The 25,562-nt window shown below is 53.1% G+C and carries 22 protein-coding genes, 2 pseudogenes and 1 riboswitch; of the genes and pseudogenes, 9 read left to right on the plus strand and 15 right to left on the minus strand.

The annotated features are described in order from the left end of the window. The first annotated feature begins 140 nt into the window (after positions 1-140). The 4 genes and pseudogenes from AU511_RS05735 to cysM all read left to right on the plus strand — a co-directional run bounded on the left by AU511_RS05735 (position 141) and on the right by cysM (position 3,384). On the plus strand, positions 141-566 hold the full coding sequence (locus tag AU511_RS05735) for a GNAT family acetyltransferase (protein WP_026738648.1): 426 nt from the start codon (positions 141-143) through the stop codon (positions 564-566). Positions 567-725: 159 nt separating this feature from the next. After that, positions 726-1,316: an RpoE-regulated lipoprotein gene (locus AU511_RS05740; RefSeq protein ID WP_100059643.1), complete on the plus strand. Its 591-nt coding sequence runs from the start codon at positions 726-728 to the stop codon at positions 1,314-1,316. Positions 1,317-1,552: 236 nt separating this feature from the next. Continuing rightward, positions 1,553-2,452 carry a Dyp-type peroxidase gene (locus AU511_RS05745; protein ID WP_094109073.1) on the plus strand — a complete coding sequence of 300 codons (900 nt, stop codon included), beginning with the start codon at positions 1,553-1,555 and terminating at the stop codon, positions 2,450-2,452. A gap of 45 nt (positions 2,453-2,497) precedes the next feature. Then, a pseudogene (cysM, locus tag AU511_RS05750) lies at positions 2,498-3,384 on the plus strand (cysteine synthase CysM). 18 nt (positions 3,385-3,402) lie between these two features. Here cysM and AU511_RS05755 read toward each other — a convergent pair. Then, a complete protein-coding gene (locus AU511_RS05755) occupies positions 3,403-5,379 on the minus strand; it encodes a MacB family efflux pump subunit (RefSeq protein WP_094109074.1) in 1,977 nt (658 codons plus the stop codon). A 3-nt stretch (positions 5,380-5,382) separates the two neighbouring features. After that, a complete protein-coding gene (locus AU511_RS05760) occupies positions 5,383-6,582 on the minus strand; it encodes an efflux RND transporter periplasmic adaptor subunit (RefSeq protein ID WP_094109075.1) in 1,200 nt (399 codons plus the stop codon). A 184-nt stretch (positions 6,583-6,766) separates the two neighbouring features. On the opposite strand from AU511_RS05760, the gene AU511_RS05765 reads away from it, so the two are divergent. Together AU511_RS05765 and AU511_RS05770 are read left to right on the plus strand one after the other, a co-directional pair. Next, positions 6,767-7,447 (plus strand): response regulator transcription factor, encoded by a 681-nt coding sequence (locus AU511_RS05765; RefSeq protein ID WP_094109076.1) that lies wholly within the window; start codon positions 6,767-6,769, stop codon positions 7,445-7,447. Then, entirely contained in the window at positions 7,447-8,811 is a 1,365-nt protein-coding gene (locus AU511_RS05770) for an ATP-binding protein (RefSeq protein WP_094109077.1), read from the plus strand. The genes AU511_RS05765 and AU511_RS05770 overlap by 1 nt, the downstream gene beginning before the upstream one ends. Positions 8,812-9,158: 347 nt before the next feature. Here the strand turns inward: AU511_RS05770 and crr are convergent, their stop codons facing one another. The 5 genes from crr to cysZ all read right to left on the minus strand — a co-directional run bounded on the left by crr (position 9,159) and on the right by cysZ (position 14,055). Continuing rightward, positions 9,159-9,668: a PTS glucose transporter subunit IIA gene (crr, locus tag AU511_RS05775; RefSeq protein ID WP_026738656.1), complete on the minus strand. Its 510-nt coding sequence runs from the start codon at positions 9,666-9,668 to the stop codon at positions 9,159-9,161. Between the two features lie 40 nt (positions 9,669-9,708). Next, entirely contained in the window at positions 9,709-11,436 is a 1,728-nt protein-coding gene (ptsI, locus tag AU511_RS05780; RefSeq protein WP_094109078.1) for a phosphoenolpyruvate-protein phosphotransferase PtsI, read from the minus strand. A 48-nt stretch (positions 11,437-11,484) separates the two neighbouring features. Beyond that, positions 11,485-11,742, minus strand: a complete 258-nt coding sequence (ptsH, locus tag AU511_RS05785) for a phosphocarrier protein Hpr (protein WP_026738658.1) — start codon at positions 11,740-11,742, stop codon at positions 11,485-11,487. Positions 11,743-12,168: 426 nt separating this feature from the next. Beyond that, positions 12,169-13,137 (minus strand): cysteine synthase A, encoded by a 969-nt coding sequence (cysK, locus tag AU511_RS05790; RefSeq protein WP_094109079.1) that lies wholly within the window; start codon positions 13,135-13,137, stop codon positions 12,169-12,171. Between the two features lie 147 nt (positions 13,138-13,284). Next, a complete protein-coding gene (gene cysZ, locus AU511_RS05795) occupies positions 13,285-14,055 on the minus strand; it encodes a sulfate transporter CysZ (protein ID WP_094100238.1) in 771 nt (256 codons plus the stop codon). 223 nt (positions 14,056-14,278) lie between these two features. Here cysZ and zipA point away from each other — a divergent pair, with 223 nt between their 5' ends. After that, entirely contained in the window at positions 14,279-15,187 is a 909-nt protein-coding gene (gene zipA, locus AU511_RS05800) for a cell division protein ZipA (protein WP_100059645.1), read from the plus strand. 162 nt (positions 15,188-15,349) lie between these two features. Here the strand turns inward: zipA and ubiK are convergent, their stop codons facing one another. Further along, positions 15,350-15,643 carry a ubiquinone biosynthesis accessory factor UbiK gene (ubiK, locus tag AU511_RS05805; RefSeq protein ID WP_094109081.1) on the minus strand — a complete coding sequence of 98 codons (294 nt, stop codon included), beginning with the start codon at positions 15,641-15,643 and terminating at the stop codon, positions 15,350-15,352. 162 nt (positions 15,644-15,805) lie between these two features. Further along, positions 15,806-15,972: riboswitch (FMN riboswitch) on the plus strand. Between the two features lie 127 nt (positions 15,973-16,099). Between ubiK and ribB the strand changes: the two genes are divergently transcribed. Continuing rightward, complete coding sequence (gene ribB, locus AU511_RS05810) at positions 16,100-16,753, plus strand: 3,4-dihydroxy-2-butanone-4-phosphate synthase (protein ID WP_094100235.1); 654 nt, start codon at positions 16,100-16,102, stop codon at positions 16,751-16,753. Between the two features lie 49 nt (positions 16,754-16,802). Here ribB and tehB read toward each other — a convergent pair. Beyond that, positions 16,803-17,655, minus strand: a pseudogene (gene tehB, locus AU511_RS05815) (SAM-dependent methyltransferase TehB). Positions 17,656-17,904: 249 nt separating this feature from the next. Further along, the gene (fumA, locus tag AU511_RS05820) at positions 17,905-19,548 is read right to left on the minus strand and encodes a class I fumarate hydratase FumA (RefSeq protein WP_094109082.1); all 1,644 of its coding nucleotides are present in this window, start codon (positions 19,546-19,548) and stop codon (positions 17,905-17,907) included. 535 nt (positions 19,549-20,083) lie between these two features. Between fumA and alkB the strand changes: the two genes are divergently transcribed. Next, entirely contained in the window at positions 20,084-20,740 is a 657-nt protein-coding gene (gene alkB, locus AU511_RS05825; RefSeq protein WP_094109083.1) for a DNA oxidative demethylase AlkB, read from the plus strand. A gap of 72 nt (positions 20,741-20,812) precedes the next feature. Here alkB and ydfZ read toward each other — a convergent pair whose 3' ends face one another. The 5 genes from ydfZ to AU511_RS05850 form a co-directional block, all read right to left on the minus strand. After that, the gene (gene ydfZ, locus AU511_RS05830) at positions 20,813-21,019 is read right to left on the minus strand and encodes a putative selenium delivery protein YdfZ (RefSeq protein ID WP_094100232.1); all 207 of its coding nucleotides are present in this window, start codon (positions 21,017-21,019) and stop codon (positions 20,813-20,815) included. 178 nt (positions 21,020-21,197) lie between these two features. Beyond that, positions 21,198-22,397 carry a multidrug efflux MFS transporter gene (locus tag AU511_RS05835; protein ID WP_094100231.1) on the minus strand — a complete coding sequence of 400 codons (1,200 nt, stop codon included), beginning with the start codon at positions 22,395-22,397 and terminating at the stop codon, positions 21,198-21,200. A 176-nt stretch (positions 22,398-22,573) separates the two neighbouring features. Then, on the minus strand, positions 22,574-23,416 hold the full coding sequence (queF, locus tag AU511_RS05840) for an NADPH-dependent 7-cyano-7-deazaguanine reductase QueF (protein WP_094109084.1): 843 nt from the start codon (positions 23,414-23,416) through the stop codon (positions 22,574-22,576). A 4-nt stretch (positions 23,417-23,420) separates the two neighbouring features. Continuing rightward, the gene (locus tag AU511_RS05845; protein ID WP_094100229.1) at positions 23,421-24,290 is read right to left on the minus strand and encodes a queuosine precursor transporter; all 870 of its coding nucleotides are present in this window, start codon (positions 24,288-24,290) and stop codon (positions 23,421-23,423) included. After that, positions 24,291-24,905, minus strand: coding sequence for a helix-turn-helix domain-containing protein (locus tag AU511_RS05850; RefSeq protein WP_094100228.1), 615 nt, complete (start codon positions 24,903-24,905; stop codon positions 24,291-24,293). Positions 24,906-25,562: the final 657 nt, after the last annotated feature.

Genomic DNA, 25,562 nt, shown 5'->3' on the forward strand with positions numbered 1-25,562 from the left:
CGTCAGTATAACGAGATTTTCGCGTCGATAAATGCTGTCGTGGTGATGAGGCGGTGACGGCAATTTACGGTTGCGTCTGACGGGAATCACGCGATAATCAGAACTTCCCTCATTTACTTACCGCTAATGGGTCGTTACCGATGGACATCCGCATATTCAGGCAAGATGACTTTGAAGAAGTGATCACTCTTTGGGATCGTTGTGATCTCCTGCGCCCGTGGAACGATCCGGAAATGGATATCGAACGTAAGATGAACCATGACCCCGATCTGTTTCTGGTGGCGGAAGTCAGCGGAGAGATTGTCGGCTCAGTGATGGGCGGTTATGACGGTCACCGGGGGTCGGCCTACTATCTGGGCGTTCATCCCGACTTTCGCGGGCGCGGTATCGCCAATGCGCTGGTCAGTCGGCTGGAAAAGAAGCTGATTGCGCGCGGCTGTCCAAAAATCAACCTGATGGTGCGCGAAGATAACGATGCGGTGATTGGCATGTACGAGAAGCTGGATTATCAAACCGCAGACTGCATCACGCTGGGCAAGCGCCTGATAGAAGATCAGGAGTATTAACCGCGGGGTGATGTGCTGGCGCGACATGCATGCTATCCCCCACGAATACGACCTGACTGTCGTATACCCCCGCAACGATTTTTACGGCACTTTCTGCTCACAGAGGACTCCAATAGCCATCTGCATGCAGGCAGGTGCCGTTTTTTTAAGGAGTTGGTTGTGATAACTGTTCGACCGCTATATTTGGCTCTTCCGCTGCTGCTGACCGGCTGCGGCACGCTGTCCCATTTTTCCATGTCCAGCCTGTCGCCAATGAACTGGTTCGGGTCTTCTTTAACGGTCTCAGACACGGGCGTCGGCGGCATCACCGCGGGAACGTCGATGTCTGAAGCCGAGCTTGATCGCGCCTTGGACGGAAATTACCGGCTGCGCGGCGGAATGGCAACGCATAATGGTAAGTTGGTGGCGTTCTATGAAGCGCTGAAGGACGACCAGGTGAAAGTGACGATCAACGGTGAGCCTAAGCGTCACGTCAGTCAGGTGGATGTCATGGACACGTCGGCCGCCAGCGTCTGGGGCGTTAAAATCGGTGACGAATTCAGCTCGCTTTACAGCAAGGCGTTTGAGGCTTGCCGACTGGGACAGGGCGACAGCGCCCGCGACGTGGAATGTGTCGCGCCGCAAAGCAAGCATGTGAGCTATCTGTTCACCGGTAGCTGGAGCGGTCCGGACGGACTCATGCCGCCTGATGATATTCTGCAACGTTGGAAAGTCAGCAAAATCATCTGGCACGCTCAGCCGCGCAGCTGATTCCCTCATCTGGCATGGGCGCAGCCGCCCGTGCTTTTTCTCATCTTTCACTGTATTTGCCGGTAATTCCCCGCACGACCTTCCCCTCTTTCTATCTCAGCCGCGTTGCGGCCTGGGAGACATTTTGCGTTGAAGCAAAGCAAAATGAGTATTGCATCCGGTATCATAAGCGCGCTGGGTATTTTCGGATCAAGGTAGATGCCACAACACACTGAATAAAAAGAGGAATGAGAGTGATGACACCAATTCAAAGCGGTATTTTGCTGGAGCATCGCCGTTTTGCCATTTATATGGAAGCCAGTGTTCAGGGAGAATTTGATGCCATCCGGCAGGGATGCAAGAAATTTTGTCAGTCTCTGAATGAGTTACAACAGCAGTTCCCTGAGGCTGGTTTGGGCGCGACGCTCGCCTTTGGTCACGATGTATGGCGCGAGCTGGATTGTGACGGCAGCGCCGCCGAACTGAAGCCGTTTACACCGCTAGGGAAAGGGCTGGCGCCGGCGACGCAGCGAGATATGTTGATCCATATTCAGTCGCTACGTCACGACGTGAACTTCAGCCTGGCGCAGGCGGCGATGGTCGCCTTCGACAGCGCCATTCACGTCGAGGAAGAAACACATGGCTTCCGCTGGGTGGAAGATAGGGACCTGAGCGGCTTTGTCGACGGTACCGAAAATCCACAGGGCGAAGATCGCCATCGTGTCGCCATTATCCCCGACGGACAGCCGGGCGCGGGCGGCAGCTACGTTTTTGTACAGCGTTGGGAGCATAACCTGCGTCAGCTAGAGCGTATGAGTACGGAAAAACAGGAACAGATGATCGGTCGCACCAAGCAGGAGAACGAAGAGCTGCCGTCCGATCGGCGTCCGGCGACTTCTCACCTTAGTCGTGTCGATCTCAAAGAAGACGGCAACGGTCTGAAAATTTTGCGCCAGAGCCTGCCTTACGGGTCGGCCAGCGGTAAAAAAGGACTCTATTTCATGGCCTATTGCGCTCGCTTGCACAATATCGAACAGCAGTTGCTAAGTATGTTCGGCGACCGGGACGGAAAGCGGGACGAGATGTTGCGCTTTACCCGCGCTGTGAGCGGGAGCTACTATTTCGCTCCATCGCTGACGTGGTTACAGGCGTTGTAATTGCCGAAACGAGACGACCCCGATAGAGAAAGGTAGGCAGAGGACGTGAAGACAGACGCGCTTGAACACTGCATCGGCAATACGCCGTTGGTGAAATTACAGCGATTGGCTCGCCACACGGATAGCGAGATATGGGTCAAGCTGGAAGGACAGAACCCGGCGGGGTCGATTAAGGACCGCGCCGCTTATAGCATGATCTGTCAGGCGGAGCGGCGGGGGACTATCGCCCCCGGCGACACGTTGATCGAAGCGACCAGCGGCAACACCGGCATCGCATTGGCGATGGTCGCGGCGTTGAAGGGATACCGCCTGCGGCTGCTGATGCCGGAAAACATGAGTCTGGAACGTCAGGCCGCCATGCGTGCATACGGCGCGGAACTGCTGCTGGTGAGCCCGGATGAAGGAATGGAAGGCGCGCGAGACATGGCGCGCCGTATGGCGCAAGCGGGCGAAGGTTATGTGCTTGACCAGTTCAACAACCCGGACAACGCGCACGCCCATTTCGTCGGCACCGGTCCTGAAATCTGGCGTCAAGCGGCGGGTCGCCTGACCCACTTTGTCTCCTGTATGGGCACCACCGGCACGATCACCGGCGTTAGCCGATATCTGAAAAGTCAGCGTGAGGCTGTCTGCACCGTCGGACTGCAACCACAGGCCGGCAGTCAGATCCCGGGGATCCGACGCTGGTCGCCGGGCTATACGCCGGGGATTTACGAGCCGTTGCTGGTCGACCGTGTTCTGGACGTTTCTCAGGAGGAGGCCGAATCCACTACGCGCTTGCTGGCGCAGCAGGAAGGTCTGTTATGCGGCGTGAGTTCAGGCGGTGCCGTGGCGGGCGCCTGAAGATCGCCGCCGCTGAACCGGGAAGCCATATCGTCGCGATTGTGTGCGATCGCGGCGATCGTTATCTCTCGACCGGCATCTTCAACTGACCGCCGTTTCTCCTTCGGCTATTCCCTTTCCAACGCGTAGATAGGCTGCATGTTGGCGGCGCGCCGGGCAGGGAAGAAGCCGAAAATCACGCCGATTAGGCTGGAGCAGACGAACGCAGCGACGATAGAGGCGGGCGAATACACGAGAGAGAAGCTGGTGACCAGCAGGCCGAATATCCAGCCGCCCAGCATCGAGGTTGCGACGCCCAGCAGCCCGCCGCACAGGCAAACCAGCACCGCTTCAATCAGGAATTGCTGCATAATATCGCTGGTACGCCCCCCCACCGCCATCCGTACGCCGATTTCACGCGTCCGCTCCGTGACTGAAACCAACATGATATTCATCACGCCAATCCCGCCGACGATCAGTGAAATCACCGCAATCAACGACACCAGCAGCGTCAGGGTGGCGCTGGTTTGCTGGATGGTTTGCCGGATGCTGTCGGTGTTCATCACGAAGAAGTCCTTGTTGCCGTGCTGGCGCGTCAGTACTTCCGTGATGCCCTGCTCTGCCACGCCCAGATCGATATTGTCTTTGACGCGAACCGTGATGCTGCGCAGATAGGACTGTCCGACCAGTCGCCACATCGCGGTCGTGTAAGGGACCCAGACATTCAGGTTTTCATCACTTCCGAAGCCACTCTGTTGGCGGGTCGCTACGCCAATTATCCGGCACGGCAGCGTGCCGAGCAGAATGACCTGCCCCAGAGGATTTTCCCCATGAGGGAACAGCTTATCGCGCGTGTTCTGATCGATAACGACTTCTTGCGCCAGGGTGTCGATACTGCGAGAGGGAAAGGCTACCCCTTCCGAGAGGGTATAGCCGCGCACGGTAAAAAACTGTTCGCCGACGCCGTTCACGCTGGAGGAGACCGACACATTGCGATAGCGCAGCGTTACGCTGGTGGAGAGCAGGGGAGTGATGCTGTGGACGTAAGGCTGTTCCGAAAGCGGTTTGATGTCGCTGGCCCTGAGCGTTTGGATCGCGCCTGACCGCATATCGCCAAAGTCTTTGCCGGGAAAAATTTCTAGCGTGCTGGTCCCCATCGCGTTGATGCTATCCAGAACCTGCTGCTGAGTGCCTTTCCCCAGCGCCACGACAGACACCACTGACGCGATGCCGATGATAATGCCCAGCATGGTCAGAAAAGTACGCATTCTCTGGGCGTTCATTGCACGCAGCGCCATTTTAAACGCGTTGGTAAAGCGGTCACACCATTGGGACATCGTGGGGCTGGCGGACAAAACGGGGCCTTGAGCCACGGTCACAGGCGGGAGAGTGGAAGGAAAGGCATCGCCTGGAGCGGCGTCATGATGGTGATCGCCGATGATTTCACCGTCACGGATCTCAATGATGCGCTCCGCCTGCCGTGCCACCTGCATATCGTGTGTAACGATGATGATGGTCTGCCCCTGCCGGTGCAGCTCTTTCAGGATCGCCAGCACTTCATTTCCACTGGTGCTATCAAGCGCGCCGGTGGGTTCATCGGCCAGAATGACGTTGCCGCCGTTCATTAAGGCGCGGGCAATGCTGACGCGCTGCTGCTGTCCACCGGAAAGCTGGTTAGGCGAGTAGTTCAGACGTTCTTCCAACCCCAGTCGGGTCAGCAGCGCGAGTGAGCGTTGCTGGCGCTCATGGCGTGCTTTACCGGCATAGATGGCCGGGATCTCCACGTTGTCTTGTACCGTCAGGTCACTCAGCAGATGATAACGCTGAAAAATAAAGCCGAAGTGTTCCCGCCTCAGCGCGGCCAGACTGTCGTTATCCAGCGTCAGCGTGGAGGTTCCGGCCACCAGGTAGTCACCCTCACTGGGTTTGTCCAGACAGCCGAGGATGTTCATCAGGGTGGATTTTCCCGAGCCTGATGCCCCGACGATGGCGACCATCTCACCCGATTGGATCGTCAGATTGATGTCTTTTAGAACGTCGACGGTCTTCTCTCCGTTGGCGAAACGGCGAAAGACATGGCGCAGGTGCAACAGCGGTGTCGTCATGGCTTAGAATCCCATCGGCGGTCTGCCCGGACGGCTGACGGTCGTGCCGACCTGTTGGCTGACAATCACTTGTTCGCCGGCGTTGACGCCGGAGGTGAGCTGGACGAAGACGTTGTCGCTGATGCCTGTCGTCACCAGCCGCGACTGGATGTCTCCTTTGGCGTCGACCACCTGTACGGATGTCTTCCCGTTGTCGTTATGCAGCGCGGTCATTGGGACAACCAACGCATTCTTAACAGTATCCAACAGGATGTAGACCTGTGCCGTCATCGAGATTCGCAGGGTTTCTTCGGGGTTGTCGACATCGAACAGACCGTTGTAGTACACCGCCGTGGTGGTGGACGTCGAGCTGCTACTGCTGCTGGCGCTGCTGCTGGTAGACGAGGTATCGGAGCTTAGCGATTCTGGCGCCGGTTCGATAGCGCGTAACGTGGCCTGATAGCGTTTATCCGGATCGCCGAGAATGGTGAACCAGACCGACATGCCGGGCTTGACCTTGATGACATCCGCCTCGGAGATCTGAGCTTCGATCGTCATGGTCTTCAGGTTCGCCACTTTCGTAATGGTGGGCGTGCTCTGCGCTGCATTCACCGTTTGTCCCTCTTCGACCGGGATGGCGACGATGGTGCCGTCTATGGGAGAGAGGATGCGGGTATAGCCTAAATTGACTTGCGCAGTGCTAACGGCAATCTGAGCCTGGATGATTTGCGCGTCCAGCGCGGCGATCTCGGCCTGTGTCGCGTCCAGGGTCGCTTTGGCGCTGTCATAATCCGCTTGTGCGCCGACGCCTTTCCGCATCAGCATTTCCTGACGCTGCCAGCCGATCTGATTATTTTTCAGCACCGCCAGTTTGGCCGCACGCTGTGCCTGCACGTTTTTCAGCGCAGCCTGGCTATCTTTGAATGCGTTCTGCTGAGTCAGGTCGTCAATTTCAGCCAGTAACTGGCCTTTGGTGACCTTGTCGCCCAATGAGATCGGCAGCGTCTTGATTTGCCCTGAGGCCTGTGCCCCCACGCTGACCAGCTTTTGTGCTTCAATCGTGCCGTCGGCCAGCACGGTTTTTTCCAGATCCCGAATGGCGACAGGGGTAGTAATATAGTTAACTTTGCTTTCTGGACGCAGCAAATAAAGCGAGAGTAGGGCAAGAAGAATAGCAAACAGTATAATTAAAATTAAGCGGGCGGGCCGTAAACGGAATTTCATCAAAACTTCAGTGTCCTTAGTAAGGCCGAAGACATAAAGCATAGTAGAGACATCAATTTACTCTATTTATCGAAAGCCCCGCGTAATAATTGTCTAAATAGAAAGTAAGTAATCTGTAAATACAGCTGCGTAAGATATTGGCACGCTTAAGAATAAGTTTCATTCGAACATACGGGAACAAAAGATGAAAATTTTACTGGTAGATGATGATGCCGAGCTGGGAAGTATGCTGTGCGAATACCTGACGGCCGAAGGGTTCAATGCTGAACAGGTTCTGACCGGTCAAGAAGGTGTTGACGGGGCTATGTCCAATCAGTACACCGCCATGATTCTGGACATCATGCTGCCGGACATGAGTGGGATCGATGTATTGCGTCAGGTCAGGCGGAGCCAACAGTTGCCGATCATCATGCTGACGGCGAAGGGCGACAACATCGATCGCGTTATCGGCCTGGAAATGGGCGCGGATGATTATGTTCCCAAACCCTGCTACCCCCGGGAATTGGTGGCTCGACTACGCGCGGTATTGCGTCGTTACGAAGATAAACCGGAAAAGACCAGTGAGTCGGGGATGGTTACGTATGGCGAACTGATGCTAAATACCTCTACTCGCAACAGCGAATGGCGCGGCGAATCGTTCGATCTCACGGCTTCCGAGTTTAATCTGCTTGAGCTGTTGATGCGCTCACCTGACCGGGTGGTGACGAAAGATGAGTTGTCGGAGAAATGCCTGGGGCGCCGACGCGAAGCGTACGATCGCAGCGTAGACGTTCACATCAGCAATATTCGGCAGAAACTGAGCGCGTTGGAAGGCAGCAAATTGACCATAGAGACCGTGCGCAGCGTCGGCTACCGGATCCGATAATGATGCAGGGAAGACTTTTCTGGAAGATCCTGGTCGGTCTATGGCTGACGTTGATCGTGATCTCGCAATTACTGTGGGTGGGCATATCCTTTTATGGCGATCGCGATGTTCCTCCTGAAATCAAGCTGGGGCGGCACGTCATTTCATTACAGATGACGCTGGCATCTCAGGCTTTGCAGCGCGGCGGGCTCTCCGCGCTGGATGAGGAGATGTCGAGCTGGCCTGAAAGTGAACGGCACTATCTTACGGTCTCCACGCAGAATACGTCGGATACCCTACCGCCGCAGGATGACGATGGTGAACCGCTGCTGCCTGACGATATGGTCGAAGGCAATAACCCTGCCAGACCTGTACAGCAGGTCACCGGTCCGGATGACGAACATTATCTGCTGCGATTCGATATCGATAAGTTAAGACAAGAGTTCCGGTTTGGGCCTCCGGCATTGCAGCGATTTTTGCACATTCCCGGTCCTATCCTGTGGATCGGCGCCATCAGTGGGCTGTTGTTCAGCGCGATGATGGCCTGGAACCTTGCCCGGCCGCTCAACCAACTGCGGGCGGCATTTGGTCAGGTCGCGCAAGGCAATCTTTCCGTAAGGCTGCCGTCGGCGATGCGTCGACGTCATGATGAGATCAGCGATGTGGCGCGAGACTTCGACTCGATGGTGGAGCGCCTGGATGTGCTGGTCAGCGCGCGTGAGGAACTGCTGCACGATGTTTCTCATGAACTCCGATCGCCGCTGGCACGTCTGCAGTTAGCCATAGGGTTGGCCCGGCAAAACGACAGTCATGTGGAAAGCTGCTTACAGCGCATTGAGCGCGAGGCGGAGCGGATGGACAAGATGATAGGCGAGCTGCTGACCTTGTCGCGCACCGATAACGCGGAGATTAACCAGGAGATCAACGAGGAGTATTTCGACCTGCTGGGGCTGGTGAACGCGGTGGTCAATGATGCCAGGTACGAAGCGCAGGTGCCGGGTGTTGAGATCAATCTCAACGCCGGTGACTACGAAGACTACACTCTCAAGGGCGTATCGGAGCTGATGCGGCGCGCGCTGGATAACATTATCAGAAACGCGCTCCGCTTTTCTGGCATGGGGCAGGAGGTCACCGTGACGTTGAGGAAAAGCGAACGCGAGTGGGTTATCGACGTCTCGGATAACGGTCCCGGAGTCGAAAAGAGTAAACTTTCCAGTATATTCGACCCGTTTATACGTATCGATTCTCCCCAATCCGGCAAAGGTTATGGACTGGGGCTGGCCATTGCTCGCAAAGCCGTGCTGGCTCACGGCGGACGTATTGAAGCGATGAATCAGGAACCCCGAGGGTTACTGATTCGCATCAGCCTGCCACGCTGGCAATAGGGCGCTCTGCCCCTCTCCGAGGCATTTCGCCGCCGGTATGGCAATAGGCCCTCCGTTCTTGGGGGGCCTATTCTCCCTGTCATCGCCTCTTTGACGTGCAACACTTTCACCTTCCGCTGTGCCCATTTATCTCCATCGTCATCACTCCCTTTGTTTTTGAACTTAATGTGCCGCGACAGCAGGGCGCCAGCTGTCTCGTACAGGCGGACAAGCCACGTTTGGCTGGGGAGCTTGGTTCGGAGGCATGTTCGGTATGATGGATGAAGAAGGTGCAGCGCTGGCGAGGATAGATGGCGGGCAATAAAAAACGGCGCCTAAGCGCCGTTGATGTACAAACCGAGCCGTTATTATTTTTTGATGCGAATCACCGGCGTTTCGCCGACGACGACAGAACCACTCAGTTTGGTCAGCTCTTTGATTTCATCCATATTGGAGATCACAACGGGCGTCAGTGTAGATTTGGCTTTTTCTTCCAGCAGCGGCAGATCGAATTCGATGATCGTGTCGCCTTTCTTGACGCGTTGACCTTCTTCAGCGATGCGTTTGAAACCTTCGCCTTTCAGTTCAACGGTATCAATACCGAAGTGGACGAACAGCTCGATACCGCTGTCGGATTCGATGGAAAAAGCATGGTTGGTTTCGAAAATTTTACCGATGGTGCCATCTACCGGAGCAACCAGTTTGTTCCCGTTCGGTTTGATAGCAATACCGTCACCGACAATTTTTTCGGCGAAAACAACATCAGGCACATCTTCAATGTTCACGATCTCGCCAGACAACGGGGCGATGATCTCAATGCTGCCGGTATCTTTTTTATCATCAGAAACCAGAGACTTCAGTTTATCGAACAAACCCATGATTCTCTCCTAAGCTTTAATATTGGGCCAGCATGGCGGATCAGCAAAGCGTCTTTTCTTTAATGAACCGGTTTACCAGATTGCTTAACTCTTCCGCCGTCGGTTGGGCTAATGCCTGTTCCGCCAGCGCCTTCGCATCGCCGTAATTGGCATTACGGATGATTTTCTTGATACGAGGGATTGAGATGGCACTCATGCTGAATTCATCCAGACCCATCCCCAATAACAGTAGTGTAGCACGTTCGTCACCGGCGAGCTCACCACACATCCCTGTCCATTTGCCTTCTGCATGAGAGGCGTCAATCACTTGCTTGATCAGGGTTAACACTGCCGGGGACATCGGATTGTAGAGATGAGAAATCAGCTCATTACCACGGTCTACAGCCAGAGTATACTGGGTTAAGTCGTTTGTCCCAATACTGAAGAAGTCCACTTCCTTGGCCAGATGATGGGCGATCGTGGCTGCGGCCGGTGTTTCCACCATGACGCCGACCTCGATGGTTTCATCAAAGGCTTTACCTTCTTCTTTCAGCTGCGCTTTCAGCATTTCCAGTTCAGCTTTCAGCGTACGAACTTCCTCGACGGAAATAATCATCGGGAACATGATACGCAGTTTGCCGAAGGCGGAAGCACGTAGGATAGCGCGCAGCTGTGAATGCAGAATTTCTTTACGGTCCAGACAGATACGGATCGCACGCCAGCCCAGGAACGGGTTGTCTTCCTTCGGCAGGTTCATGTACGGCAGATCTTTATCGCCGCCGATGTCCATGGTACGAACGATGACTGCCTGGGCGCCCATTGCTTCCGCAACGGCCTTGTATGCCTGGAACTGCTCTTCTTCAGTCGGCAGCGCATCACGATCCATAAACAGGAATTCGGTACGGTACAGACCAACGCCTTCCGCGCCGTTACGCTCAGCGCCAGCGACGTCGCGCACGGTACCGATGTTGGAGCAGACTTCGACCTGATGTCCATCCAGCGTGACCGCCGGCAGATCTTTCAGTTTAGCCAGCTCTTGTTTTTCAGAAATGAACTGCTGCTGAACTTCTTTCAGCTTATCGATGATGTCCTGGCTCGGATTCTGGTAAATGGTGTTGTTCACGCCGTCCAGAATCAGGAAATCACCGCTTTTGACCTGTTGGGTCGCATCTGATGTACCCACGATGGCTGGCAGTTCCAAAGAACGCGCCATGATGGATGTGTGAGATGTACGGCCGCCGATGTCGGTGATAAAGCCCAGCACCTTTTTCAAATTCAGCTGAGCGGTTTCAGACGGGGTCAGGTCGTTAGCAACCAGAATCACCTCATCCTGAATATCGCCCAAATCGACAATATTCATGCCGAGAATGTTTTTCAGCAGGCGCTTGCCGATGTCACGCATGTCGGCAGCGCGCTCCTTCAGGTATTCGTCATCCAGTTCTTCCAATGCCTTGGCCTGGTTTTCAATAACAGAAGAAGCCGCCGCGTCTGCAGATGCGTGGTCATCTTTAATCAGGGATATGATTTCCTGCTCGAACTCTTCATCTTCCAGCAGCATGATGTGGCCTTCGAAAATAGCTTCTTTCTCGGGCCCCAGTGTTTCCGCTGCTTTGTTTTTGATCGCTTCCAACTGCTGTGAGGCTTTCGCCCGGCCAGCCAGAAAACGCTCGACTTCCTGATCGACCTGTTCCGCAGTGATTTTTTTCCGGTTGATGACGATCTCATCGTCTTTCAGTAACAGCGCCTTACCAAAAGCAATCCCGGGTGATACTAATATACCTGAAATCATAACCCTACCTTACTTAATACTGATGTGCACTAAAGAGACCGGCTGCTGTTACTCAAGCTCAGCCATCAGTTTAACCAGATGTTCAACGGCTTTTTGTTCGTCTTCGCCTTCAGCGGAGATCGTGACCACAGTGCCCTGAGTCAAGCCGAGGGTCTGTAATTTGAACAGGCTCTTAGCGCTGGCGCTTTTACCGTTGGAGTTGACGGTGATGTCGGAGACGAAGCCTTTAGCTTCTTTAACAAACTGAGCAGCGGGACGGGTGTGGAGGCCATTCGGCGCGGTAATAGTTACTTCTTGCTGGAACATTCGGTTTTCCCCAACTTATTGGATTAGATAAATGTTGTGGAACTAAAGTCTAGTTTATCGACTGAACTTTAGCCTGTTTGGTTAACTCCCTGCGCATGTTACAGGGGCAGGCCGGGATGCGGCAAGGAACGCCTAAGCATTACCTTGAATACAATATCAGTAAACCACCCTGAGAGTTCAACCATTGTCACACAGGTGAATCAGAATACCGTTTGGAGACTCGACTCGCGTTGCGCTCAATCATGAAATTTTCAGAGGGTGAAGACGGATATTTATTTCACGCATCAAAATAATTGTCCGGTTAGATACTAAACCTGGGCTGGAAATGCAATCCACTACACCTGCAAACTTTGACGTGGCCCACAAAAAAAGCACCCCGGAGAGTGCTTTTTGTAACATGCCGATTACTTATCCGTGGCTTGTCTGTTACTGCTGAAGTTCTTGCTCGGTGAACAGATCGGCGAACAACGCGGTGCTCAAATAGCGCTCGCCGGAAGAGGGCAGAATGACTACGATGGTTTTGTCTTTGAAGGCGTCTTCTTTCAGCAGGTTAAGTGCCGCGGCAACAGCTGCGCCGGACGAAATTCCCGCGAGAATGCCTTCTTCTTCCATCAGGCGTCGTGCGTTGCTGATGGCATCTTCATTACTGATACGCTCAACGCGGTCAACCAATTTTAGATCCAGGTTATCTGGAATGAAGCCTGCGCCAATCCCCTGAATTTTGTGAGGACCAGGCTTAATCTCTTCGCCCGCGAGAGCCTGGGTGATGACAGGAGAGTCAACGGGTTCAACCGCGACGGTCGTGATAGCTTTACCCTGGGAGTGTTTAATGTAGCGGCTGACGCCCGTTAAAGTCCCCCCTGTGCCGACGCCCGCGATGAAAACATCGACTTCGCCGTCCGTGTCTTCCCAGATTTCCGGCCCGGTGGTTTTTTCATGAATTTCCGGGTTGGCCGGATTACTGAACTGTTGCAGCAGCAGGTAACGCTTTGGATCGCTGGCGACGATTTCTTCGGCTTTGGCGATAGCGCCTTTCATCCCTTTCGCGCCTTCAGTCAGTACCAGGTTAGCGCCAAGCGCTTTTAACAGTTTACGGCGCTCGATGCTCATGGTTTCAGGCATCGTCAGTGTTAATTTGTAGCCTCGGGCGGCGGCCACGTAGGCCAGAGCGATACCGGTGTTGCCGCTGGTCGGTTCGACCAGTTCGACACCGGGCTTCAGAACGCCGCGCTTTTCGGCATCCCAAATCAGGTTGGAACCGATACGGCATTTAACGCTGAAACTGGGGTTGCGAGACTCAACCTTAGCGAGGATGCGTCCATTACCAATGCGATTCAGCCGAACCAGCGGCGTATGGCCGATTGTGAAAGAATTGTCTTCGTAGATCTTGCTCATAGCCCGTCCTTTAAATAGCTGTATGTAATTTTTGTGAACGCTAGAGAGAATACCTTTTCAACACTGTCAGTGAAGTAAGCAATCGCTATATCGTTATGTTTTTAGGAAATATATTTTTCATAGTTTCCCGGCCCAAGTCAGCGAGGTTTATTTGGCTTTCAACACGTTGGATAAATGCTGGTAACGATCTACCCACAGCGCTGTTGCGCCGCATACGGCGACGGGCATGATGATCAGATTCAGTACAGGAACGATCGTGCACAGATTGACTAGAGCACCAAACTGCAGATTGCTCATTTTATGCTGTCGCAAAGTCTGGCGCATGACCGGGAAACTGACCTTATGATTATCGAACGGGTAATCGCAATACTGCACCGCCAACATCCAGGCGCTGAAGATAAACCAGAGGATTGGCGCGACCGTTTGACCAATGCCCGGTACGAAATAGAGTAAAAACAGCACCAGCGCTCGAGGTAAATAATAGCCAAGTTTCTGCACTTCACGTCGCATGATACGCGGCGTGTCTTTAGCGATGCCCCATATACCGCTGTCCGGCAGAGCGACGCCGGTCAACCGCGCCTCTAACTGCTCAGCCAGCAGGCCATTGAACGGCGCCGCGATAAAATTGGTCAACGTACTGAAAAAGTAGCCAAAGACCAACAAGATAGATATCACCGCTAGAGGCCAGAGCAGGTAGCTGAGCCACTGCAGCCAATGAGGAATATGGCTCATCAGTTGAGGAATCCAACTATTCAGTTGTTGGAACAGCCACCAGAAGGCGCCGCCCATCAGCAAAATATTGACCAGCATCGGCAAGACAACGAACCGCCGGATTCCAGGTAGCGAGAGCAACTGCCAGCCTCTCACGAAGTAGTGGAAACCGCTGCGAAGGTTTTGGCGTTCTTGTTCGTAAGGCATACTCTTGTTCTCATTGTTCCTTGAAGATGGCGGCATCATATCGGGACGATATTGTGCTGGCTAGCCCGCTTTTGCATGAAAAAACAGCAAAAAAGTGCGCACTTATCATCTTTATTGTCATAAACTGTCGGCCAGACTTGCACTTGTGTACACGGGCAAATACAGTTAGTGATATATGTATATGCCATAGTGGCAATGTATTGGAATAACTGGGATAGCAATGATGCAGGACTTGCGTCTGATATTAATCGTTGTTGGCGCGATCGCAATTATAGCACTGCTGCTTCACGGCTTGTGGACCAGCCGTAAAGAGCGTTCGTCCCTTTTTCGCGATCGTCCTGTGAAGCGTTTGAAGCAGGATCCGGAAGAAACGCCGTTCGAGGCGCTGGACGAAGGGGTGGGAGAAGTTCGGGTCAAACCCGTGCGCCCGCAAAAACAGAAAAGTACGCCCCCTGCGAATCGTCCGCCAACGAGTGCTTCAGGGCGTGCCGTGGACGATCCTCCGTTGACGTCTCATGAACCGACATCATCTTCAGCAAATTACGATCCGCTGTTGGGTGAAATGGATTCTGCGGAGCCGTCTCAAATCGATGAAGCCGAGCTTGAGCTTGCGGCAGATACGCATTCCGATTCGGAAACGGTAGCGGAGCGTGAAGCCAAAATGGCAAGCCTGCAGGAAGCGCAAGAAGAAGCGGCTCCCACTAATGAAGCGCCGGCAGCGAAAGAAGCGGTATTGGTGGTTCATGTCGCTGCGCATCAAGGGGGCGTTATCGGCGGGGAACTGCTGTTGCAAAGCGTTCTTCAGTCGGGTTTCCAATTCGGTGAGATGAATATTTTCCATCGCCATGTTAATCCAGCGGGCGGCGGTCCGGTGCTGTTCAGCCTGGCCAATATGGTGAAACCGGGTTCTTTCAACCCTGACGACATGTCGGAGTTTTCAACGCCGGGCGTATCCATCTTCATGATGGTGCCGTCTTATGGTGACGCTGGCCAGAATTTCAAACTCATGCTGCAATCAGCACAGCGTATCGCCGACGATGTCGGTGGTGTGGTGCTGGACGATGAGCGCCGAATGATGACGCCGCAGAAGGTTGAAGTGTATAAATCACGTATACGCGAAGTGCTCAACTAACCGGTTATCATTGTCGGTTTCTCTAGCGATACACAGTAAAAAGCCTCCGCATGCGGAGGCTTTTTCTTTGGGCTTGAGTTTGCCTGAGTTGCATGACCACCCGTTTTCAGATTAAGGAACTTGAATGCCCCCCGCTTTTCCCTAAGCGACGGTGGTGAATCGTTATTCTTGCGCCTGCGTTGCCGGCGGCTCAGCTTTGGGGTCCGTGGTGGGTGCTGATTTGGCTTCCAGCTCGTCCAGTCGTTGCTCTAGCCGCGTCAGTTTTTCACGCGTGCGTAGTAGAACCTGCGTTTGAACGTCAAATTCTTCACGGTTGACGAGATCCAGACGGGATAGCTGCGATTGCAGAACCTGACGAATCTTTTTTTCCATATCCTCGCCGAGTTCCCGAATCCCTTTCGGCATGGATTCGTGCATCTGACGGGCGATTTGCTCTATCTTTTTAGGGTCAATCATGATGATTATCCTGATGGGTTAGACGGAAAAAGTGCTGCTGTTAGTCAAGTGTAATGCCTGCTAGGCATTGTATAAACCTAAACTGCGCCGGCGTAGCGGTTATTGACGATGAGAGCCCTTATACCCGTTGCCCCTGCAAATCGTTAGCGTTATAGTAAACCCGCTTATTCTCAGGGCGGGGCGCAATTCCCCACCGGCGGTAAACCAGTCCATACACGGTATGAGGTTGGAAGCCCGCGAGCGCTCAGACTGTCGTATTGGGTTTGAGGTCAGCAGATCCGGTGAAATTCCGGGGCCGACGGTTAAAGTCCGGATGGGAGAGAGTAACGGTATCCGTCAGGCTGAGCCTGCCCGCGTTATTTTTTTAGCATTGATTGCATTTCTATGCCGTCAGTGCCACTCCTCAAGTTAGCCCTGATTCTGGTAATCCATAGAAAATAGTGAGGGTTTTTTACCATGAATCAGACTTTGCTTTCTCAATTTGGTACATCGACCGAGCGTGTTGAACGCGCGCTTGAAGCGCTGCGTCAGGGACGTGGCGTCATGGTGCTGGACGATGAAAATCGTGAAAACGAAGGCGATATGATTTTTTCCGCCGAACATATGACCGTCCAGCAGATGGCGCTGACCATTCGCCATGGCAGTGGGATTGTTTGTCTGTGCCTGACCGAAGAGCGTAGACAAAAACTGGAATTGCCGATGATGGTTGAGCATAACTCCAGCCATTATCAAACGGCCTTCACGGTGACAATCGAAGCGGCTGAAGGCGTGACGACGGGTGTGTCCGCCGCAGACCGCCTGACTACCGTTCGCGCCGCTACGGCCGACGATGCCCGCGCCAGCGATCTGAATCGTCCTGGGCATGTTTTCCCTCTGCGTGCGCAGCCCGGCGGCGTATTGGTCCGCGGCGGCCATACAGAAGCGACAGTCGATCTGATGACGCTAGCTGGCTTGAAGCCGTTTGGGGTGCTGTGCGAACTGACAAATGACGACGGTTCCATGGCGCGTGCGCCAGAGGTGATCGCCTTTGGTCAGCAGCACGATATGCCGGTACTGACGATCGAGGATCTGGTGGCTTACCGCAAGGCGGTTGAACTGAAAGCCAGCTAATCGTGTTATCGATTTATGCCTTATGCCGGGGCGAGTCCCCGGCTGTATTCTAACTGGGTTTACGCGCCAGCAGCGTGGCGAAACGCAGTTTGATACGCTTCCCCTCCTCGTCCGTTTTGTGCAATTTCCCGATATCGCGATCGTGTTTCACCACTTCCCATGCCTCGTAATAGCGGCTCAGTTCGTCCTCTTGGAACGTAAATGAAAAGGGCAGCGGGCAGGGATAATCGCCGGCCGACATCGCCGCGACAATCAAGTTTTACCCCCGGCGACGGTCTGTTGCTGCATCTTTTGGATAATGGCCGGTCTGCGTGAGCGCTCGAGGCACACGAATACCACGGTAGACACAATCATGTCGTAGGCGTCATCTCTATCGGCGAGATGAATATCATGTGCACATGCCTGAATTCCCTAGAGATGTTCTTGCTCAATGATGTCGTTCAATGCGCGGATACTTTCAGGGTGTTTATCCCATGCGGTGACATTCCAGACTTTCCGGTGAAGATAACGTGCATTACGCCCGCGGCCGAGATCTAATGCCTTGCCGCTACCAAGATGACGCAGGGCATCAATCACCGCCGAGTGCGTACGAGACAGGCCATACTTCTGATGGTAAGAATCCTCAGGACAACAGTAGAAACTCAGTTGACAGCGCATGTGTCGGAGCAGGCCTTAACGCGATAGCGTTGCCGTGGTTCAATGGGGACGAGTTCTGTGGGGAAATACGGAGTGCCGAGAAGGCCTCATCGTATTCCCGAGAGTATCGTCAGCGTTAACGCCCCTTGTGATACCGCCAGCCTGGTCCAGGTTCCATCTTGCGCGTTATATTCCTCCCGGAAAGCCGCTAGTCGTGCCTCCCAATCCCATACCGGCAGTTGTTTGTAGCACATCAATGTATTCATCATTATCTTAACAACATAGCGAAAGCGATTTCATCATTGCCTCGGCGGGCGACGTCGAAAACCATGAAGTTGCATTTTTAATGCATCAATTTATTGAGAGGTAGGGAAGGGCGTGATGAGAGGGCCTTGAAAACGTACGAGGAGAGGGGATGAGGCAGGGGAAAGGAGCAACCGCTAAATGAATAATTGGGGGAAGACTATCGCTCCCCCGAAGTGCCTGACCTGTATCAGCGTCAGGATAACGAGTTATCAGCCGCAGCGATTACAGGCTTTAGCCTGAATCTGATGGAAGAAATCGTTACCCTTGTCATCCACTAGGATAAATGCCGGGAAGTCCTCAACCTCGATTTTCCAGATTGCTTCCATACCCAGCTCAGGATATTCAACGCAGGTCAGACTCTTAATGCTGTTCTGCGCAAGGATCGCGGCAGGGCCGCCGATACTGCCGAGGTAGAAACCGCCGTGTTTCTTACACGCGTCGGTCACCTGCTGACTGCGGTTGCCTTTTGCCAGCATGATCTTGCTGCCGCCGTGGGATTGCAGCAGGTCGACGTAGGAGTCCATACGACCCGCAGTAGTCGGACCCAGAGAGCCGGAGGCGTATCCGGTCGGTGTTTTGGCCGGGCCAGCATAGTAAATCGGATGGTCTTTGACGTACTGAGGCAGGCCTTCGCCGTTGTCGATGCGCTCTTTCAGCTTCGCATGAGCAATATCACGTCCTACGATGATCGTGCCGGTCAGAGACAGACGCGTAGAGACCGGATACTGAGACAGTTCGGCAAGGATGTCATCCATTGGTCGGTTGAGGTCGATGCGGACCGCTTCGCCTTCACCGGCTTGGCGCAGATGTTCCGGGATGTATTTGCCAGGATTTTGCTCCAGCTGTTCCAGCCAGATGCCGTCGCGGTTGATTTTGCCTTTGATGTTGCGGTCTGCGGAGCATGACACGCCCATACCGACCGGACATGATGCGCCGTGACGCGGAAGACGGATCACGCGAATATCATGCGCGAAGTATTTACCGCCGAACTGTGCGCCGAGGCCCAGATTACGGGCTTCTTCCAACAATTCCTGCTCCAGCACGGTGTCACGGAAGGCCTGACCGTGTTCGTTGCCTTCAGTCGGCAGTTCATCGTAGTAGTGCGTAGAAGCCAGCTTGACCGTTTTCAGGGTGGTTTCCGCTGAAGTGCCGCCGATGACGAAAGCAATGTGATACGGCGGGCACGCTGCGGTGCCTAGCGTACGCATTTTTTCTACCAGGAAATTTTTCAGTTTTCCTGGGGTCAGCAGCGCTTTGGTTTCCTGATACAGATAGGTTTTGTTAGCAGAGCCGCCGCCTTTGGTGACGAACAGGAACTTATACTCTTCGCCTTCCGTGCTGTAGAGATCGATCTGCGCCGGCAGGTTAGTCCCGGTGTTGACCTCTTTATACATATCCAAGGGGGCGTTCTGCGAGTAGCGCAGGTTGTCTTCGATGAAGGTGTTATATACGCCGTGCGACAGCGCTTCCGCATCGTTGGCGCCGGTCCAAACGTTCTGGCCTTTCTTGCCGACAATGATGGCGGTTCCGGTATCCTGACAGGTCGGTAAAATGCCCTTGGCGGCGATCTCTGAGTTGCGCAGGAATTGCAGCGCGACATATTTGTCGTTTTCGCTCGCTTCCGGATCGCTCAGGATATCGGCGACCTGCTGCTGATGGTCGGGACGCAGCATGAACGAAGCATCGTGGAAGGCTTGCTGAGCAAGCAGCGTCAGTCCTTCCGGCGCGATTTTCAACATGTCCTGACCGTCGAACTGCGTAACGGAAACATAGTCTCTGGAGAGCAAGCGATACTCGGTTTTATCTTTACCGAGGGGAAAAGGCTCTTGGTAATGGAAAGTTTTATTCGACATTGTTGTCTCACTTAAGGCCGTATAGTTTATGAATTCATTCAGTTTTATCGCCCTGGCGGCGTGTTTTGCGCAGTCTTAATCATTAGAGCGGTGCGTTTCGTGCTGCGACAAAAGTAATAGACGCTACAATGTTATGGTTTTATTTCCATGAGTGCTACGTATGCGGGGTACATTATTATTAATCTCCGTCATGTTTTCATGGAAAATAGCGTTCGGCTTGTTTCATTCGGTGAGAATTCAGTCTGATGTGCGTTATGGAATAATGTTTAAGTTAATTAATTTTATTAATTTAAATAAATAACAAGAGGTAAAACGAGCGTCAAAAAATATCTTGCGTACGCAAGTGATACTTTTTCATTATTACTCTTTCAGAAACACCCTTCTTTTATATTCCTTAAAATCAGCACAATGGTTCGCTCCCGATCTTCTAAACACGCCTTCTGCGTCAGCGTCTACGCTTTATTGCTAGCCTGTGTCTGTTTGCACTCGGAAGAGCGGGCAGAGCAACGCCCCCTTCACTCAGAGAGGAACTTCTATGAACTTCGATCTGTTTGCCGATGAGCAACCCGAGCGCCGTACAGAGACTCTCGCGCCGGGTGCCGTGGTGATGCGCGGCTATGTCTGGGACGAGGCTTGTACATTATTGGACGACATCAAGCGAGTGAGTAGTTCGGCGCCTTTTCGACACCTGACAACACCGGGCGGATACGGCATGTCTGTGGCCATGAGCAACTGCGGACCATTAGGATGGGTGGCTGATGAGCGAGGTTATCGTTACGACGCCTACGATCCGCTTTCTGGCCTCCCCTGGCCCGAGATGCCGCCTCTCTTCCATCAGTTGGCGACGGCGGCGGCTGGAGAGGCCGGCTTCCCAGGATTTCAGCCCGATGCTTGCCTGATCAATCGCTATTCATTGGGATCGCGTTTGTCTCTTCATCAGGATAAGGATGAACGCGATCTTGAGCAGCCTATCGTTTCGTTTTCACTAGGTTTAAATGCCATTTTTCTCTTTGGGGGGAGGAAACGCAGCGATCCGTGCCAGCGCGTACTGCTTTCTCACGGCGATGCGGTAGTTTGGGGCGGGGAATCTCGGTTGTTTTACCATGGAATCCAGCCCCTGAAGCCGGGACCTTTACCCAGCGGCATGCCGGGAGAATATCGGTTCAACATGACGTTTCGCCAGGTTCGCTAAAGCGCAGAAGAGCGCATGGCGCGGGTCAGCAGATACAAGCATCGGGCGTCGGGGGCGCCCAATGCGGAGAGATCAGGCACGCCCCAGGCGCATCAGTTCTTCGGGCGCAAAGAAGCCGTTCAGCCCTTGCAGCTCAACGCATTTGGCCTTACGCACTTCTTCACGTTTTAGTTTTTCCGCATGGATAGCGGCGACGGTACCTACGGTGCGGGAGCCATCCTGCATGACTCGGCAACCGATGCTGAGCGGGTTTCTATATCGGTCATACGCTGTGTACATTTTTTGCCTCCAAAACTTTGACGACATACAACGCAACCGATCCTACTGCTCAGTAACGCAATAGACCATGGTATTTGCATGGTTATGATTAATTGCTCTATAAATCAACGGGCTTGTGATGGGCCGCGTTAAAAATAGCAGAACGAAACGCTCAGATGCAGGCTCGTTCCGTCGGCCGTCAAGACGTCGCGTTTTTAGGCAGGCGCTTAAAGCTGAAGATTAATTGAACCGCGTTGATGACGATGAGCAGCGATGTCACCAAAAAGACCCAGCGGTAGCCCAACGTGGCAGAAATACCTGAACCGAGCAGGGGACCGATGACATTCCCCAGATACATGCAGGACTGGTTATACCCGAAGATGCGCCCGGTCACCTGCTGACTGCTGTATTTCACCAGAAGCGCCTGTACGGCGGGTAACAATGCACCGTCGGCAAAGCCCAGGATAAAACGCAGAATCCCCAATTGAGTCGCGCTTTGAATGGTGGACATCAGGAAAAACAGCAGTGCGCTGAACAATAGCGCGACGATGAGAATACGCTGCGAACCAATGCGGTCGCCGAGCTTGCCGAGCCGGGGAGCGGACATCAATGCCGACACGCCGGGAACCGCGGCAATGACCCCGCTGATAAAGGCGATGTTCTCGATGTCGGGAGACAGCTCGCGGATGAACAGCGTCAGTATCGGGCCTATGGAGCCATTGGCCATCTGTATCATCATGGTGGTGATGCAGAGGCTGACGATCAGCATGGGATAGGGCAGCGACGCGAAGACGGCCTTACCGGACAGCCGGTCGGCTTTGCTGACTTTGACGAAATTCTCTTTAATCGCGAACAGCGTAATCAGGAAAGAGATAAACAAGAGGCCGGACGTCACGAAAAATACCGTTCGCAGCCCCAGGTGGTCCGCCATGAATCCCCCCAGCATGGGCCCTATCAGCACGCCGGATACCTGCCCGGTGGAGAGCGTACCCAGCGCCCAACCGCTTCGGGCTCGGGGCACCTGAGAGGCGATGAGCGCCATCGCGTTGGGGATATAGCCGGAAGTCAGTCCCATTAAGGCGCGAAGTAGGAACAGATGCCAGACGCTGGTCGCCATCCCTTGTAACCCCATGACAATCGACATCCCTAGTGCGGCTCGCAGCAGCATTAGCCTGCGCCCTTTTCGGTCGGCCAGACTTCCCCAAAGGGGGGCGACGATGGCTGAAATCATGAAGGATGAACTGAAAATCAGCCCAGACCATAGATTGAGAGACGCATGATCGTGTACGCCGAGCTGCTCGATATATAGCGGCAGGAACGGCAGGATCTGGCTCATGGCCATGCCGGTAAAAAAGCACCCTACCCAAGCGGAGAAGAGGTTAAGTTTCCATTTTTCCATAAGGTCAGGACATGAAGTGACTTAGACAGTGAACAATGAGTATGGCTGTTTTAACCGCATCGTGAAATGGTTTTTGTATACCAAAGGATAACCGGTAGGCAGAAAAAAGAGGAACTGAGGGGAGTCGAGGGGAAAAGATTACGCCGCCTTTCGGTTAGAACAGGCGGCGTGGAGCCTTACTGGCGAACTAATCGCCCTACCGCGTGGCTGTCTTCGAAGTTACTGCGGAACGGGTTGATATCCAGACCGCCGCGTCGCGTATAGCGCGCGAAAACAGTCAGCTTCTGCGGCTGGCAGTAGCGCTGAATGTCGTTGAAGATACGCTCGACGCACTGCTCATGGAACTCATTGTGCTGGCGGAACGAGATCAGATAGCGCAACAGGCATTCCGGGTCGATTTTTCTGCCTTCATATTTAATCACCACGCTACCCCAGTCCGGTTGGTAGGTCACCAGACAGTTGGATTTGAGCAGATTAGAGCTCAGCGTTTCGCTGACCGTCGGCGCATTTTCGGAAACGGCGTATTTCAAATACTCCGGGTTGAAGGAGTAGTCGTTGACCTCGATATCCAGGTCGTCAATAACGGTGCCCGGAAGGGCGTCGATTTGCGCCGGATAGCCCGTCAGCCCGGGATAAATATTGACTTTTACCTGGCCCTGCGCGGCGGCCGAGAGGTCGGCCACCAACGTGGACAACAGCGTTTCAATGTCGCGCATGCGCGTCTGGTTGAAGCTGTTGAGATAAAGCTTGAATGACTTGGATTCGATCAGGTTGACCGAAGAGGCGGGAACCTGAAATTCGGCAATCCCCACCATGGGCTTGCCTTTCTTGTTGAGCCACGACAGCTCAAAGGCTGTCCACAGGTCATAGCCCGTGAAAGGCAGATCGGCGTCGGTCAGGCCGACCAGCTCGCGCCCATTGGCGCGAGGCAGCGCTTCCAGCAGTTCCGGATCGTACTGATCGGGATAGCTGGAGCGAACGCCAAGATGCGTGATTTTATCTTTTTCCGTGATATGCATAAGATCATTTCCTTGCCGGAGCGGCGTTGATATAGCTTCTGAACAGTTTCCGCGTGCCGTAAATCGGGCCGACGCCCAGCACTGCATAAACGACTTTAATCATGAATTGAGACAGAATCATGGTTTTTATGACGTCAAAACTCAGCACATTATAGAACGCGACGATACAGAAAATAACGCTATCTACCGCCGATGCGGTAATCGTACTGGTGATCACGCGAATGAACAGATAGCGCGACTTCGTCATGATTTTTATTTTGTACAGAACGTAGGCGTTCACGTTTTCAGAAACCAGATAGGCAAGCGAAGACGCCACCAGCACCGCCATGATGCTGTGAACAATACCGTTGTAAGTATGGTCGTACTCCCACTGCGGCAATCCTGGGATCAAGCTCGTAACCCACAGGCCGAGGACGAACGCGAGGTTGGCGAAAAAGGTGATGAAGATCGTTCGCCTTGCCAACTTCAGTCCGTAAAATTCGTTAAGGATATCGACCAGGATAAACGTAATGGGGTAGACGAAAACGGCGGGCGGCACCACCATGTTCAGCGCGGGCACAAATACCGGCTTCACCCCGGCAATGGTCGAAAAAATGTAAATAACGCTCAGCGCGATACTGATGAGAAGATAGGCATGCCAGGAACGATCGTTGCGGTCGCTGATGTCGTAAACGGTTGTGATGTCTCTGCTGTTGTAGAGCTTTTTGTATAAGGCATTGAGCTCGTGGCGGCTGAAATCATCAGAGATTTCGTTATCCACGAGCTCTTTTAAATCCATGCTGATAGTTTTGCCTGTCGCCAGCACCATGATGTTGGCTGACAATTCGCCGCTATGGTTAAATCCCAGTAGTTTAAACTTTCTGTTGGATTCCATTTACAGTCTTTCCTCTATGATATAGCCCAGCAGCACTATATTGCTGGATCTTTTCCTTTCAAATGAGATGGTTCCCTCTGGTGGCTGAATAATAAAACCTTCGGCCGGCGAATAGCACAGTAAGGGGGTGTTGAGTACCAGGGCTGGCGGACGTTTAATAATAATGACATCGTTCGGTGAAAATTGGTCACTAATAGTAGACTCAACTCGCATCGCTAAAATATTTGATTCTTCCCCGAAGAAATAGGTTAGGGGGTATTGAATGGCTAACTGGCCTATTTTTTTATCTTGTGACGCTAATAAATCGGACTGAGGAATAATGGGAACCGCGGCCGGATTTTTATTCCCTTCGTGGGAAAGCGTATTATTAAGCTGTTCAATCTTTTCCAGATCGTAATCTTCTATTTCTTCACACGACAGGCCGAAAAAATCAGAAATGCGATTCACGGTTGATTGCTGTACGTTATTCACGCGTCCATCGAGGATTTTGTAGATAGTTGTGCGGGTCACACCGGTGCGGTTTGAAAATGACGCTTTCGTTTCCCCACGCGTCCGCATCAAATATTCAATATTCTTGATGATGTTGGTTTTACGTTGAGCATTCGTTGTTTTCATAGACATCCTTTACGCAATAACACCTCTTACCCGTTTATCTTACGCTAAAACAGCGTTTGTCCGCATCCAGAGGGGCGTAATTTCTTGTCGAATTCGGCGGTTAAATCATCATACGAAAATCTTCACCAACATCCTATTCTTGCCATTATTATTGGCCTTTCGAAAAGTGAACACTAAAGTGAGTTTTACGTCAACTTATCTGTTGACTAAAGGTTTTTTGCTGCGTTAATGTTTAAAAAGCTCTGAGAGATATACACGGCGCATACTGTAGTTAAGTCTTATGGCAGTTATTATTGATTAAAAAATTATTGCCGTGATTTTCTTATTGGAGCCTGAGTCATTCTAATTCCAACACCAGGGAACTTAGGTAGGAATGAATGAAGAAAATATCATTCAAGATCCATTGACCCGAAATAATTAGCCGTGCCAATCATGTTGCCGTGCTGTCTTAGCGTCTGACAGCGTGGCAACATGATTATTCGGCTCTCGTCAGTTATTCTCGCCTTGCTCCATCCTCTCCCCGTCAGTGACTGTCCAGCCCCAGCCCAAGTCCGATGCGGATAACGGCGGTTCGTTACTCTTTGATGATTCATGGGGTGCCTAAGATGAGCTCGTTCGTTCACAAGGAATTAACACCGAAACGCGAATTTTCGCTAT

It is taken from the genome of Lonsdalea iberica, assembly GCF_002111585.1.
GTDB classification, from domain to species: Bacteria; Pseudomonadota; Gammaproteobacteria; order Enterobacterales; family Enterobacteriaceae; genus Lonsdalea; species Lonsdalea iberica.

Excerpts from the sequence above, each read along its gene's own strand:
- AU511_RS05760 (WP_094109075.1), bottom strand. The coding sequence starts at position 6,582 with ATGAAATTCCGTTTACGGCCCGCCCGCTTAATTTTAATTATACTGTTT.
- cysK (WP_094109079.1), bottom strand. The coding sequence starts at position 13,137 with ATGAGCAAGATCTACGAAGACAATTCTTTCACAATCGGCCATACGCCG.
- AU511_RS05735 (WP_026738648.1), top strand. The coding sequence starts at position 141 with ATGGACATCCGCATATTCAGGCAAGATGACTTTGAAGAAGTGATCACT.
- alkB (WP_094109083.1), top strand. The coding sequence starts at position 20,084 with ATGAACTTCGATCTGTTTGCCGATGAGCAACCCGAGCGCCGTACAGAG.
- AU511_RS05850 (WP_094100228.1), bottom strand. The coding sequence starts at position 24,905 with ATGAAAACAACGAATGCTCAACGTAAAACCAACATCATCAAGAATATT.
- ptsI (WP_094109078.1), bottom strand. The coding sequence starts at position 11,436 with ATGATTTCAGGTATATTAGTATCACCCGGGATTGCTTTTGGTAAGGCG.
- ribB (WP_094100235.1), top strand. The coding sequence starts at position 16,100 with ATGAATCAGACTTTGCTTTCTCAATTTGGTACATCGACCGAGCGTGTT.
- fumA (WP_094109082.1), bottom strand. The coding sequence starts at position 19,548 with ATGTCGAATAAAACTTTCCATTACCAAGAGCCTTTTCCCCTCGGTAAA.
- zipA (WP_100059645.1), top strand. The coding sequence starts at position 14,279 with ATGCAGGACTTGCGTCTGATATTAATCGTTGTTGGCGCGATCGCAATT.
- AU511_RS05835 (WP_094100231.1), bottom strand. The coding sequence starts at position 22,397 with ATGGAAAAATGGAAACTTAACCTCTTCTCCGCTTGGGTAGGGTGCTTT.
- ptsH (WP_026738658.1), bottom strand. The coding sequence starts at position 11,742 with ATGTTCCAGCAAGAAGTAACTATTACCGCGCCGAATGGCCTCCACACC.
- queF (WP_094109084.1), bottom strand. The coding sequence starts at position 23,416 with ATGCATATCACGGAAAAAGATAAAATCACGCATCTTGGCGTTCGCTCC.
- crr (WP_026738656.1), bottom strand. The coding sequence starts at position 9,668 with ATGGGTTTGTTCGATAAACTGAAGTCTCTGGTTTCTGATGATAAAAAA.
- AU511_RS05845 (WP_094100229.1), bottom strand. The coding sequence starts at position 24,290 with ATGGAATCCAACAGAAAGTTTAAACTACTGGGATTTAACCATAGCGGC.
- AU511_RS05770 (WP_094109077.1), top strand. The coding sequence starts at position 7,447 with ATGATGCAGGGAAGACTTTTCTGGAAGATCCTGGTCGGTCTATGGCTG.
- AU511_RS05765 (WP_094109076.1), top strand. The coding sequence starts at position 6,767 with ATGAAAATTTTACTGGTAGATGATGATGCCGAGCTGGGAAGTATGCTG.
- ydfZ (WP_094100232.1), bottom strand. The coding sequence starts at position 21,019 with ATGTACACAGCGTATGACCGATATAGAAACCCGCTCAGCATCGGTTGC.
- ubiK (WP_094109081.1), bottom strand. The coding sequence starts at position 15,643 with ATGATTGACCCTAAAAAGATAGAGCAAATCGCCCGTCAGATGCACGAA.
- cysZ (WP_094100238.1), bottom strand. The coding sequence starts at position 14,055 with ATGCCTTACGAACAAGAACGCCAAAACCTTCGCAGCGGTTTCCACTAC.
- AU511_RS05755 (WP_094109074.1), bottom strand. The coding sequence starts at position 5,379 with ATGACGACACCGCTGTTGCACCTGCGCCATGTCTTTCGCCGTTTCGCC.
- AU511_RS05745 (WP_094109073.1), top strand. The coding sequence starts at position 1,553 with ATGACACCAATTCAAAGCGGTATTTTGCTGGAGCATCGCCGTTTTGCC.